This window comes from Variovorax sp. UC122_21 (genome assembly GCF_044056785.1).
Classification (GTDB): Bacteria; Pseudomonadota; Gammaproteobacteria; order Burkholderiales; family Burkholderiaceae_C; genus Variovorax.
Genome location: NZ_CP172004.1, coordinates 4,176,163 through 4,188,977, shown reverse-complemented (window position 1 = coordinate 4,188,977; position 12,815 = coordinate 4,176,163). Strand labels below are relative to the sequence as shown.

8 protein-coding genes and 4 pseudogenes are annotated in these 12,815 nt (G+C 69.4%); 8 read left to right on the top strand and 4 right to left on the bottom strand.

What is annotated here, in order from left to right:
* Positions 1 to 18: 18 nt before the first annotated feature.
* Positions 19 to 676, bottom strand: a pseudogene (locus ACHMXE_RS32360) (amino acid ABC transporter permease).
* Positions 673 to 1,422, bottom strand: coding sequence for an amino acid ABC transporter permease (locus ACHMXE_RS32355; protein WP_209540985.1), 750 nt, complete (start codon positions 1,420 to 1,422; stop codon positions 673 to 675). The pseudogene ACHMXE_RS32360 and the gene ACHMXE_RS32355 overlap by 4 nt, the downstream one beginning before the upstream one ends.
* 244 nt (positions 1,423 to 1,666) lie before the next feature.
* On the opposite strand from ACHMXE_RS32355, the gene ACHMXE_RS32350 reads away from it, so the two are divergent.
* From ACHMXE_RS32350 to ACHMXE_RS32320, 7 genes and pseudogenes are all read left to right on the top strand, one after another.
* The gene (locus ACHMXE_RS32350) at positions 1,667 to 2,395 is read left to right on the top strand and encodes a FadR/GntR family transcriptional regulator (RefSeq protein WP_395348108.1); all 729 of its coding nucleotides are present in this window, start codon (positions 1,667 to 1,669) and stop codon (positions 2,393 to 2,395) included.
* Positions 2,396 to 2,491: 96 nt separating this feature from the next.
* Entirely contained in the window at positions 2,492 to 3,481 is a 990-nt protein-coding gene (locus tag ACHMXE_RS32345; protein WP_203205227.1) for a tripartite tricarboxylate transporter substrate binding protein, read from the top strand.
* A gap of 55 nt (positions 3,482 to 3,536) precedes the next feature.
* Entirely contained in the window at positions 3,537 to 4,496 is a 960-nt protein-coding gene (gene kdgD, locus ACHMXE_RS32340; protein WP_395348107.1) for a 5-dehydro-4-deoxyglucarate dehydratase, read from the top strand.
* Positions 4,497 to 4,500: 4 nt separating this feature from the next.
* Positions 4,501 to 4,955, top strand: a pseudogene (locus ACHMXE_RS32335) (nuclear transport factor 2 family protein).
* A 16-nt stretch (positions 4,956 to 4,971) separates the two neighbouring features.
* Positions 4,972 to 5,950: pseudogene (locus tag ACHMXE_RS32330) on the top strand (Bug family tripartite tricarboxylate transporter substrate binding protein).
* A gap of 150 nt (positions 5,951 to 6,100) precedes the next feature.
* On the top strand, positions 6,101 to 7,447 hold the full coding sequence (gene gudD, locus ACHMXE_RS32325; RefSeq protein WP_395348106.1) for a glucarate dehydratase: 1,347 nt from the start codon (positions 6,101 to 6,103) through the stop codon (positions 7,445 to 7,447).
* Between the two features lie 56 nt (positions 7,448 to 7,503).
* Positions 7,504 to 8,940 carry an aldehyde dehydrogenase family protein gene (locus ACHMXE_RS32320; protein WP_395348105.1) on the top strand — a complete coding sequence of 479 codons (1,437 nt, stop codon included), beginning with the start codon at positions 7,504 to 7,506 and terminating at the stop codon, positions 8,938 to 8,940.
* A 22-nt stretch (positions 8,941 to 8,962) separates the two neighbouring features.
* On the opposite strand, the gene ACHMXE_RS32315 is transcribed toward ACHMXE_RS32320, so the two are convergent.
* Complete coding sequence (locus ACHMXE_RS32315; RefSeq protein WP_395348104.1) at positions 8,963 to 10,168, bottom strand: CynX/NimT family MFS transporter; 1,206 nt, start codon at positions 10,166 to 10,168, stop codon at positions 8,963 to 8,965.
* Between the two features lie 104 nt (positions 10,169 to 10,272).
* Here ACHMXE_RS32315 and ACHMXE_RS32310 point away from each other — a divergent pair.
* Positions 10,273 to 11,172, top strand: a pseudogene (locus tag ACHMXE_RS32310) (LysR family transcriptional regulator); the annotation flags it as partial.
* Here ACHMXE_RS32310 and ACHMXE_RS32305 read toward each other — a convergent pair.
* Complete coding sequence (locus ACHMXE_RS32305; protein WP_395348103.1) at positions 11,162 to 12,733, bottom strand: glycine betaine ABC transporter substrate-binding protein; 1,572 nt, start codon at positions 12,731 to 12,733, stop codon at positions 11,162 to 11,164. The pseudogene ACHMXE_RS32310 and the gene ACHMXE_RS32305 sit on opposite strands and share 11 nt — an antisense overlap.
* Positions 12,734 to 12,815: the final 82 nt, after the last annotated feature.

The window sequence follows — 12,815 nt, the reverse complement described above, 5'->3', positions numbered from 1 at the left end:
TAGGGGGTGCGCAGGGATTCAACGATTGGCGACATTGAGCTTCTTCTCCATCGCTTCGCTCCAGCGCGACAGCGGATAACACAGGGCGAAATAGAAAGCGCCGACCAGGAGGAAGACCAGGAAGGGCTGGAAGATGGTGTTGTTGATGATCTGGCCGGCGCGCGGTGAGCTCGACGAAGCCGATCACCGAGGCCAGCGAGGTCATCTTGATGATCTGCACCAGGAAGCCGACCGTGGGCGGCAGCGACAGGCGCACCGCCTGCGGAATGATCACCAGCCGCAAGGTCTGCCAGCGCGTGAAGGCCAGGCATTCGGAGGCCTCCCACTGCGGCTTGGGCATGGCCTCGACGCAGCCGCGCCAGATGTCGCCGAGGTAGGCGCTGACGTAGATCATCATCGCGATGCCGGCCGCGATCAGCGAGGGCAGCGCGAGGCCGTAGACCGAGAGGCCGAAGTAGACGATGAACAGCAGGATCAGCAGCGGGATGCCCTGGATGCACTCGATGTAGACCAGCGCGAACCAGCGCAGCCAGGGCCGCGGCGAGATGCGCGCGAGCATCAGGCCGAAGCCGCCGATGGCGCCGAGCGCGAAGGCGATGGCCGAGAGCACCAGGGTCCAGCCGATGGACTGCACCAGGTACATCAGGTGCGTGAAGGTGAAATGACCGATGCTCATGCCGCACCCCCATGGATCGCGACGGCGGCGGCGCCGGCGGCCGGCTGCACCTTGCCGGCCTGCGCGGCCGCGCGGCGCACCACGCGGCGACGGCGGAACATGTATTCGCCGAGCGCCCAGGTCACGAGCTTGATGAACAGCGACAGCACCAGGTAGAGGGCCGCGACCACGATGTAGGTCTCGAGCGAGCGGAAGGTGTCGGACTGCACGGTGTTGGCGATCGCCGTGAGCTCCTCGGCCGAGATCTGCGAGGCCATCGCCGAGGCCTGCATCATCAGCAGGAACTGGCTCGTGAGGGCGGGATAGACCTTCTCGATCGACGGCTGCAGCATCACGTGCCAGCCGATGCGCCACTTCGACAGGCCCAGGCATTCGGCCGCCTCGATCTGGCCGCGCGGCACCGACTCGAGGCCGGCGCGGATGATCTCGGCCGCGTAGGCCGCGATGTTGATCACCATCGCCAGCACCGCGGCCGCGAAGGTCGGCATGCGCAGGCCGAAGCTCGCGAGGCCGAAGTACAGCAGGAAGATCTGGACCAGGAACGGCGTGTTGCGCACCACCTCGATGTAGATCGAGCAGGCGCGAGACAGGGGCCGGATGCGGCTGCGCTTGGCGAAAGCCACCAGCGTGCCCACGCACACGCCGATCACGACGGCCAGCGCGGTCATCTTCAGGGTCAGCCATGCCCCGTTGACGAACACGGGCCAGTACGATGCCAGCGGAGAGAAATCGAGCGAATACTTCATGCGAAAGCCGCTTCCGGAACACCACCCGCGGCGGTGCGAAAAGGGCGCTTGGACAATTTTTGAGTGATAGGTTATCTGTTGTCGTACAACTGACGGGAGATTATGATCGTGGCCATGGACCAGACGACTGCGGGTAATCCCTTGGTTTCCGAAGCGCCGGAAGCCGGCGCCTCCGCCACGAGAGGCGCCGGCGCCTTCGTGGGGCGGCCGCGCCAGCGCGCGCGCGCGGCTGGCGCACGGCCTGGTGGAAGACCTGGGCGAGAAGATCCGCAGCCAAGCGCTGCGGCCGGGCGACAAGCTGCCGACCGAGTCGGCCATCATGCAGGCCTATGGCGTGAGCCGCACCGTGGTGCGCGAGGCGCTGTCGAAGCTGCAGGCCGGCGGGCTGGTGGAGACCTTGCACGGCGTCGGCACCTTCGTGCTGCAGCCACGCCCGGGCGGGGTGTTCCGGCTCGAGCCGGGCGAGATCGCGACCTCGGTCGACGTGCTGGCCGTGCTCGAGCTGCGCATCAGCCTCGAGACCGAATCGGCGGGGCTGGCGGCGAGCCGCCGCACCGAGGAGCAGCTGGTCGCGATGCGCCAGGCGCTCGACGATTTCGAGCACAACGTGACGGTCTCGGGCGACACCGTGGCGCCCGACTTCCGCTTCCACCTGCAGATCGCCCAGTCGACCGGCAACCCCTATTTCGCCGACATCATGCGGCACCTGGGCACGACGATCATCCCGCGCACCCGCATCAGCGCGATCCGCCACCAGGAGGGCGGGGCCTACCTCAGCCGCGTGAATCGCGAGCATGAGGAGATCTATGCGGCGATCGCGCGGCGCGACCCCGAGTCGGCCCGCGCCGCGATGCGCATCCACCTGACCAACAGCCGCGAACGGCTGCGCATGGCGCAGGAAGCCGCGCAGAAGAAGGCGGAAGCCGCCAGTCCTCCGATAACTAGTCCATTGAACCCCTTTCGGGGTTCGTGATGCTGGACAACTTGTTTTTCTAGTTGTACGATGACTGATAACTCGCGAGATTCACGAGCGAGGCGATCAAGTGACCGAGACAACTGGAGGCAGAGGATGACCATCAAACGCCGCGGCGCGCTCAGCGCCGCACTGGCCACGACGCTGGCCGCAAGCCTGCCGGGGTTCGCCCTGGCGCAATCCGGCGCCGCCAACTGGCCCGCCAAGCCGCTGCGCATCGTGGTGCCGTACCCGCCCGGCGGTTCGTCGGACATCATCGCGCGCGCCATCAGCCAGCCCTTGTCGGAGGCGCTGAAGCAGCCGGTGATCGTCGAGAACAAGCCCGGCGCCAACGGCAACCTGGGCGCCGACTTCGTCGCCAAGTCCGCGCCCGACGGCTACACGCTGCTCTTGTGCGACGTGGGCGCGCTGGCGATCAGCCCCTCGGTCTACACCAAGCTGTCCTTCGATCCGTCGAAGGACCTGCGCGGCGTGACCATGCTGGCCTATTCGCCGCACCTGCTGGTGGTGCATCCGTCGGTGAAGGCCAACAACCTCAAGGAACTGGTCGCGCTGTCGAAGACCTCCGAACTGAATTTCGCCGTGACCGCCACCGGCAGCGCGCCGCACCTGGCCGGCGTGGCGCTCGAGCGCGCCAGCGGCGCCAAGTGGACCTACGTGCCCTACAAGGGCGGCGTGCAGGCGGTGCAGGACACCGTCTCGGGCCAGACCCAGGTGCTGATGAACGGCATGCTCGCCACCCTGCCGCAGGTGCAGGGCGGCCGCCTCAAGGTGCTGGGCGTGTCCAAGGCCACGCGCATGCCGCTGATCGGCGACGTGCCGACCATCGCCGAGCAGGGCGTGCCCGGCTACGAATCGGGCACCTGGCAGGGCGTGCGCGTCGCGCGCGGCACGCCGGAGGCCATCGTGCAGCGCCTCAACAAGGAACTGATCGCCGTCATCCGCACGGCCGACATCCGCTCGCGGCTCGCGGGGCAGGGCGCCGAGGTGGTGACCATGACCCCGGCCGAGGAGGAGCAGTTCTTCAACAAGGAACGCGCGCGCTGGGCCAAGGTGGTGGCCGACGCCAGCATCAAGCTCGACTGAACGCGCTCGCCGCTTCCAACCCTTTCTTCATTTCTTTCACTGGACGTTTTCTTCGATGAACCCGCAAGAACTCAAAAACATCATGGGCTCCGGCCTGCTCTCGTTCCCGCTGACCGACTTCGATGCCAACGGCGACTTCGACAAGAAGGGCTACATCGAGCGCCTCGAATGGCTCGCGCCCTACGGCGCCAGCGCGCTGTTCGCGGCCGGCGGCACGGGCGAGTTCTTCTCGCTGACCGGCGAGGAGTACCCCGGCGTCATCCAGACCGCGGTCGACACCTGCCGCGGCAAGGTGCCGATCATCGCGGGCGCCGGCGGCCCCACGCGCTTCGCGATCCAGTGCGCGCAGGCGGCCGAGAAGGCCGGCGCGCACGGCATCCTGCTGCTGCCGCACTACCTGACCGAAGCCGGCCAGGACGGCATCGCCGCGCACGTCGAGGCCGTGTGCAAGAGCGTGAAGTTCGGCGTGATCGTCTACAACCGCGCCACCAGCCGCCTCAAGCCCGACACGCTGGCGCGCCTGGCCGAACGCAACCCGAACCTGGTGGGCTTCAAGGACGGCGTGGGCGACATCGAGGCGATGGTCGCCATCTACCAGAAGATGGGCGACCGCTTCGCCTACCTGGGCGGCCTGCCCACGGCCGAGGTCTATGCCGCGGCCTACAAGGCCATGGGCACGCCGGTGTATTCGTCGGCCGTCTTCAACTTCATCCCGAAGACCGCGATGGACTTCTACAACGCCGTCGCCAACGACGACCTGCCGACCCAGCACCGCCTGCTGAAGGACTTCTTCATGCCCTACCTCGAGCTGCGCAACCGCGTGCCGGGCTACGCGGTGAGCATCGTGAAGGCCGGCGCCAAGATCGTCGGCCACGACGCCGGCCCGGTGCGCGCGCCGCTGACCGACCTCAAGCCCGACGAGGTCGCGCAGCTCGCCGCGCTGATCGAGAAGCTGGGCCCCGCGGTAAGCGGCGCCGCTGTCGAACGAGAAGCAAAGACAAAACACCGGAGATGACGACATGCTGAAGAAACTGTTCCTCGTTGCCGCCGCCGCGGCCCTGTTCTCGGGTTGCGCCAACGTCATGCCGACGGGTGGCGGCAGCGCCTCCGATGCGGCCGACGTGGCCGCGGCCGCCGAGCGTCTGCGCATCGCGATGGTCGACCCGACCCGTCCCGCGCTGTCGGCGCTGGTGGCCGACGAGCTCAGCTACGGCCATTCGGGCGGCAAGGTCGACACCAAGGAAAGCTTCATCGCCGACCTGCTCGACGGCAAGTCCGACTTCGTGACCATCACCATCACCGAGCAGACCGTGAAGGTGGTCGATGCCCGTACCGCCATCGTGCGCCATGCGCTGGCCGCCGACACCAACGACTCGGCAAGCCCGGCAAGGTGGCGCTGAAGATCCTCGGCGTGTGGCAGAAGCAGGGCGGCAACTGGAAGCTGCTCGCGCGCCAGGCCGTGCGCGCCTCCTGATGTGCGAGAGGCACGCATGAAGCGCAGAGCATTGCTCGCGGCCGGCCTGGCCGGTGCGGCCTGGCTGCCGATGGCCGCATCCGCCCAAGGCGACTGGCCGCTGCAGAAGCCCGTGACCGTCATCGTGCCGTTCCCCGCGGGCGGCTCCACCGACATGGTGGCGCGCGCGCTGGCGCTGCAGCTGCAGACCAAACTCGGCGGCAGCTTCGTCGTCGACAACCGCCCCGGTGCCACCGGCACCATCGGCACCGGCTTCGTCAAGCGCGCCGCACCCGACGGTTACACCCTGCTGGTGTCCTCGCTCGGCGCCTTCGTCGTCACGCCGCACCTGCAGAAGAGCGTGCCCTACGACGCGACGAAAGACTTCGACTACATCAGCGTGCCGGTGCAGGCGCCCAACGTGCTGGTGGCCAATGTCGCGCGGCCCGAGAAGACCGTCGACGAGGTGCTCGCGCTGCTGCGCAAGACGCCGGGCAAGGTCTCGTTCGCGAGCTCGGGCAACGGTTCGTCCGATCATCTGTCGGCCGAGCTGTTCTGGCAGCAGACGAAGACCGAGGGCGTGCACGTGCCCTACAAAGGCGGCGCGCCGGCGGTCAACGACCTGCTCGGCAACCAGGTCGACTTCTCGTTCCAGAACGTCAATGCCGTGCTGCCGCACATCCGTGCCGGCAAGCTGCGCGCCATCGCCGTCACCGGCGACAAGCGCTCGCCGGTGCTGCCCGATGTGCCCACGCTGGCCGAGGCTGGCGTGAGGGGGCGCCGAGGTCTATTCGTGGCAGGGCGTGGCCGCGCCGCGCGGACTGCCGCCGGCCACGAAGAAGAAGCTGGCCGATGCCGTGGTGGCCGCGATGCAGGATCCCGAGACGAAGAAGCGCATGCTCGAGCAGGGCCTCGAGATCGTCGCGAGCACACCCGAGGAATTCACCGCCTTCCAGGCGCGCGAATGGACGCGCTGGAAGACCCTGATCGAGACGCGCCACATCACCGCCGATTGACGCGTGCCGAATTGCACCAGGCCCACACATCCGTTCAGGCTGAGCCTGTCGAAGCCCGCGCGCGGCGCTTCGACCAACTCGGCGTGAACGGTCCTGTCCATTCGAATGCAGCTCCGCATGAGCCTGCTGTCCTGAACTGACACCACACCCATGACGCTCCCGGACTCCCGTTCCTCCACCCCCGTCGTCACCGAGATGCAGGTGATCCCGGTCGCGGGCCGCGACAGCATGCTGATGAACCTCAGCGGCGCGCACGGTCCCTTCTTCACGCGCAACCTGTTGATCCTCACCGACAGCGCCGGGCGCACCGGCGTGGGCGAGGTGCCCGGCGGCGAGAAGATCCGCCAGACGCTGGAGGACGCGCGTCCCCTGGTCGTGGGCCAGCCGATCGGCAACCACAACGCCGTGCTCAACGCCATGCGCCGCGAGTTCGCCGCGCGCGACAGCGGCGGGCGCGGCCTGCAGACCTTCGATCTGCGCGTGACCATCCATGCGGTCACGGCCGTCGAGGCCGCGCTGCTCGACCTGCTGGGCCAGTTCCTCGAGGTGCCGGTGGCGGCGCTGCTCGGCGAGGGCCAGCAGCGCGACGCGGTGCAGATGCTCGGCTACCTGTTCTACGTGGGCGACCGCGCCAAGACCGACCTGCCCTACGACAGCGACCCCGGCGCCGCCGACGACTGGTTCCGCCTGCGCCACGAGGAGGCCATGACGCCCGAGGCCATCGTGCGCCTGGCCGAGGCTACGCACGCGCGCTACGGCTTCACCGACTTCAAGCTCAAGGGCGGCGTGCTGCGCGGCGAGGAGGAGGTCGAGGCGATCCGCGCGCTGCACGAGCGCTTTCCGCAGGCGCGCGTTACGCTCGACCCCAACGGTGGCTGGCTGCTGGCCGACGCGGTGCGGCTGTGCCGCGACCTGCATGGCGTGATGGCCTATGCCGAGGACCCGTGCGGCGCCGAGGGCGTGTTCTCGGGCCGCGAGGTGATGGCCGAGTTCCGCCGCGCCACCGGCCTGCCCACGGCCACCAACATGGTCGCCACCGACTGGCGCGAGATGGTCCACAGCCTGTCGCTGCAGTCGGTCGACATCCCGCTGGCCGATCCGCATTTCTGGACGATGGCCGGTTCGGTGCGCGTGGCCCAGCTGTGCCAGGCCTGGGGCCTGACCTGGGGCTCGCATTCGAACAACCACTTCGATGTTTCGCTGGCCATGTTCACGCACGTGGCGGCGGCCGCGCCGGGCAAGGTCACGGCCATCGACACGCACTGGATCTGGCAGGACGGCCAGCGCCTGACGAAGGCGCCGCTGCGCATCGAGGGTGGTTTCGTGAAGGTGCCCACGCGCGGCGGCCTCGGCGTGGAACTCGACATGGACGAAGTCAAAAAAGCTCACGACCTCTACTTGAAGCATGGCCTGGGCGCGCGCGATGATGCGCAGGCGATGCAGTACCTGATCCCCAACTGGCGCTTCGACAACAAACGGCCCTGCATGGTCCGCTGAGCGCGCCGGCTTCACACCCTCATTCCGTTCTTTCCGCAGCAACAAGGATGCATTCCATGCAGAACCACGACAACCTGATCGGCGGCGAATGGCGCGCCGGCGCGAGCTACAGCCCCAACATCAACCCCAGCAACCTCGGCGACGTGCTGGGCCACTACACCCAGGGCGACGCGAGCCATGTCGAGGCGGCCGTGGCTGCCGCCACCGCCGCCTTCCCGGCCTGGGCCACGGGCAGCGTGCAGGCACGCTCCGACGCGCTCGACAAGATCGGCACCGAGATCCTCGCGCGCAGGGAGGAACTCGGCACGCTGCTCGCGCGCGAGGAAGGCAAGACCAAGGCCGAGGGCATCGGCGAGGCCACGCGCGCCGGCCAGATCTTCAAGTTCTTCGCGGGCGAGTGCCTGCGCCTGTCGGGCGAGCTGCTGCCCTCGGTGCGGCCCAACATCGGCGTGGAGATCACGCGCGAGCCCGTGGGCGTGGTCGGCCTGATCACGCCGTGGAACTTCCCGATCGCCATTCCCGCCTGGAAGATCGCGCCCGCGCTGGCATTCGGCAACTGCGTGGTGCTCAAGCCCGCCGACCTGGTGCCGGGCTGCGCCTGGGCGCTGGCCGAGATCATCAGCCGTTCGGGCATTCCGGCCGGCGTGTTCAACCTCGTGATGGGCCGCGGCAGCGTGATCGGCGATGCGCTGGTCAACCACCCGGGCATCCATGCGATCAGCTTCACCGGCTCGGTGGGCGTGGGCCGCAACATCGCGGTGCAGTGCGTGAAGAACGGCAAGAAGGTGCAGCTCGAGATGGGCGGCAAGAACCCGCAGGTGGTGCTCGACGACGCCGACCTCGCGCAGGCGGTGGAGCTGAGCACGCAGAGCGCCTTCTACTCGACCGGCCAGCGCTGCACGGCATCGAGCCGGCTGATCGTCACCGAAGGCATCTACCCGAAGTTCATCGCGGCGATGAAGGAACGCATGGCCAAGATCAAGGTCGGCGACGCGCTCGCGCAGGGCACCGACGTGGGCCCGGTGTCCTCGAAGTCGCAGCTCGAGCAGGACCTGGAGTACGTCGACATCGGCAAGGCCGAGGGCGCGGTGCTGGCCGCCGGCGGCGAACGCCTGAAGCTCGACACCGACGGCTACTACATGTCGCCCGCGCTCTTCAGCGAATCGGCCGCGGCGATGCGCATCAACAAGGAAGAGATCTTCGGCCCGGTCGCGAGCGTGATTCGCGTGAAGAACTACGATGAGGCGCTGGCCACGGCCAACGACACCGAGTTCGGCCTGTCGGCGGGCATCGCGACCACGTCGCTCAAGTACGCCACGCACTTCAAGCGCCACAGCCAGGCCGGCATGGTGATGGTGAACCTGCCGACCGCGGGCGTGGACTACCACGTGCCCTTCGGCGGTCGCAAGGGTTCGAGCTACGGCCCGCGCGAGCAGGGGCGTTATGCGCAGGAGTTCTTCACCACGGTGAAGACGGCGTACACGCTGGCCTGAGGCAGCGTTCGCGGCCGCGCCTTCAGCGCAGCGGCCGCAACCCCATCGCCACCCACAGCCCCGCCACGCTCGCGAGCGCCACGATCGCGGCGGCGGCCGGCCAGCCCAGCGCCTCGACCGCGCCGCCGACCAGCACCGGGCCGATCATCTGGCCGACGTTGTTGCCGGTCATCAGCAGGCCGACCGTGAGCGGCGCGAGCCGAGGCTGTGGCGCGGCCCGTTCGGCCGAGGCCAGCAGGGTCGCGGGCAGCAGCCCGCCGGCGCCCGAGAACAGCAGGCACAGCAAGAAGGTCGGCAGCGCCGCCAGCAGCGGCAGGAAGATGCCGAGCGCGGCGATGCCCATGGTGGCGGTCGCGACCGCCACCAGCCGCCAGCGCGGCGTGCCGCGCGCCAGCAGCAGGCCGGCCGCGAGGTTGCCGCCCACGTTCGCGAGGCAGGCCAGCGCGCTCAGCAGCCCGGCCGTGGCCACGCTCGCGCCCATGCGCTCGATCAGCAGCACCGGCAGGAAATTGAACAGCGCGAAGAACTGCAGGCTGTAGATCGCGAAGCACAGCGCGAGCCGCAGCGGCGCGCGCGCTTCGAGCGTGCGGGCCGTGTCGCCGGCCACATCGCGCCACGACAGCCGGCGCGCGTCGCGCTCCCCGCGCGGCACGGCCGCCAGCACCAGCGCCAGCAGCACCAGCGCAAGCACGCCGTTCGCGAGCCAGAAGCCGCGCCAGCCCTCGAGCACCGAGCCCACGAAGAACGCGATCGCGATGCCGACCGGCATGAAGCAGCTCCAGATGGCGAAGGCCAGGTCCTTGGCGGCGGGCGCGACGATGCGCTGCAGCAGCGCGGGCCCGGCGATCACAATCAGCAGGAAGCCCAGGCCCTCGACCACGCGCGCGAACAGCAGCGCGGCCAGGCTGCCGGCGAGCGCGCCGATGGTGCTGCCGACCGCGAGAGCCAGCAGGCCGGTCGCGAGCAGCCGACGGTCGCCCGCGCGCGCGATCCAGGCGCCGACCGGTACCGCGCCGAACACGCCGAGCAGCGAGAACACCGCCATCAGCCAGCCGATCGCCGACAGGCCGAGCCCGAAGTCCTCGCGCAATTGCGGCACCGCGATCGCGACCTTGCCGACCTGCAGCGCGGCCATCACGCCCGTGGCAACGACCAGGGCGACGCCGGTCCAGGCGGTGGTGGTGGAGGAAGAGGCGGAGGAGGGCAGCGGCGCGGACGTGGAATGCATGGGCGCCAGTCTGGCCTTCGGACCCGATCGATGAAAGCAAATAATATTGGTCGACTTCATCGATCAAACCGATCGACTCGCATTGCTCGAGAAAGGAGACGCCCATGCTGGATGCGCTCACGCTGTCCCAGATGCAGATGTTCGTGGTGGTGGCCGAGACCGGCAGCTTCCGCGCGGGCGCGGACCGGCTGCACCGCGTGCAGTCGGCCGTGAGCCAGGCCGTCGCCAACCTCGAGCAGCAGCTGCAGGTGCGGCTGTTCGACCGCTCGGGCCACAAGCCGGTGCTCACGCCCGCGGGCCAGGCGCTGTTGGGCGACGTGCGGCAGATCCTCGCGAAGGTCGATGCCTTGCGCGCCCGTGCGCAGGGGATCGAGCAGGGCATCGAGCTCGGCCTCTCGATCGCGGTCGACACGCTGTTCCCGATCGACCTCGTGGCGGCCGCCATCCGCGGCGTGCATGCGGTGCATCCGGGCATCGCGATGCGCATCGAGTACGGCTCGATGGGCGCGCCGATCGAGGCGCTGCACAGCGGCCGCTGCGAGATCGCGATCTCGGCCTTCTCGCAGCTCGACGAGCGCATCGCGCGCGAGTTCCTGATGCCGCTGTCGATGGTGGCGGTGGCGGCCGCCGCGCATCCGCTGGCGATGCTCGCGAGGAAGAAGGCCCGCGGCTCGCTCGACGACGCGGCCGCGCGGCACCTGCAGATCGTGGTGGAGGATGCGAGCGCGCTCAGCGCGGGCCAGGACTTCGACGTGCTCTCGCCCACCACCTGGCGCGCGGGCGACATGCAGATCAAGCTCGCGCTGCTGCGCGCCGGGCTCGGCTGGGGAAAGATGCCGTCATGGCTGGTGGCGGCCGACATCGCCGCGGGCACGCTGGTGCAGTTGCCCGTGGGCCGCCTCGGCGTGGACGGCGAGACCGGCCACCGTGCCTACTTCTGCCACCGCGCCGACAAGCCGCTGGGCGTGGGCGCGCGGCTGCTGCGCGAGGGTCTCAAGGCACTGACGATGCCGGCGGCGCGCGGCGGCGCCGGCGCAGCCAGAACTCCACCAGCTCGAACACGCCCTCGCTCAGCAGCGCCAGCGCCGCCGCCGGCAGCGCGCCCGCCACGAGCAGTTCGCGGTCGTTGAGCGCGAGCCCGGTCACGATGCGTTCGCCGAAGCCGCCCGCGCCGATGAAGGCCGCGATGGTCGCGGTGCCGATGGCGATCGCCGTGGCGGTGCGCACGCCCGCGAGCAGCGTGGGCAGCGCCAGCGGCAGCAGCACCAGCCGCAGGCTCTGCTTCGAGGTCATGCCGAGCGCGGTGCCGGCCAGTCGCAGGCCGTTGGGCACCTCGGCCAGGCCGGTCACGGTGTTGCGCATGATCGGCAGCAGCGAATAGAGAGTGAGCGCGATCAGCGCGGGCAGGGTGCCGATGGCGCCGAGCATCGAGATCAGCACCGCGAGCAGCGCCAGCGAGGGCACGGTCTGCATCAGGCTCGCCACGCCCAGCACCAGGGCGCGCAGCCGCAGGTGCGGAAACACCAGGATCGCGATCGGCACGCCGATGAGGATCGCCACGCCCACCGACAGCGCCACCAGCAGCAGGTGCTGGCGCGTGAGCTGCCAGAGATCGGGGCCGAAGAGTTTGGCCGTGAAGCCGCGCCGCGTGTCCTGCGGCGCGGCGCCGTCCTTGCCGGCGCTCGCGAGGAAGTCGCGCGCGATGGTGTCGAAGGGCACGCTCTGCAGCTCGGCGCGCGCGTTCATCGCGATCATCGCGTGCTCGTCGACGCGGCCCTCGAGCTTCTGCAGCGCGGCCCAGGCCTGCGGCAGGCGCTGCTGCAGGTCGAGCTTGTAGAGCACCACCGCGTCGTAGCGCGGGAAGTACTGGCGGTCGTCCTCGAGCACGCGCAGGCCCAGGTGGTCGATCTTGGCGTCGGTGGTGTAGATGTCGATCACGTCGACCTGCTTCGCGCCGATCGCGTCGTAGGCCAGGCCATGGTCGAGGCCGGTGGGCGTCTGCGTGAAGCCGTAGCGCGCGGCCAGGCCCTTCCAGCCGTCGGCGCGGCCGATGAATTCGTTCGACAGGCCTAGCTTCAGCTCGGGATGCTTCGCGAGGTCGCCGAGGCTGCGCAGCCCGAGCCGGTCGGCATCGGCCGCGCGCACCGCGAGCGCATAGCCGTCGTTGAAGCCCAGCGGTATCGCCACGCCCAGCCCCAGCGGCGCGAGCGAGGCGTTCATCTGCTCGCGCGTGGCCGCGGGCGAGCCCTTGAGGATCTCGAGCGCGATGGTGCCGGTGTATTCGGCATAGAGGTCGATCGCGCCCGAACGCAGCGCCTCGTAGACGATCGCCGTGTTGCCCAGGCCCTGGCGCACCACCGGTTTGTTCGCGAGGTGCGGCGCGGCGGTCTGCGCGAGCAGCTCGGCCAGGATGTACGACTCGGTGAAGCGTTTGGAGCCGACGCGCAGCGTGCCGTCGTCGGTGGCCGCGCGGGCCGGTGCCGCCGACCACAGGCAGGCGATGACTGCCAGCAGCACGAGCACGAGGGGCAGCGCGACGCGCCGGAGGGAGTGGGGCGGGTGCATCGCGGGCAGTGTATAGACAAGCCCGTGCGCGGCGTACCCGTCGGCGTCCTACAGCCTGCCGTGCGCGGCGCCGATGCGGCGC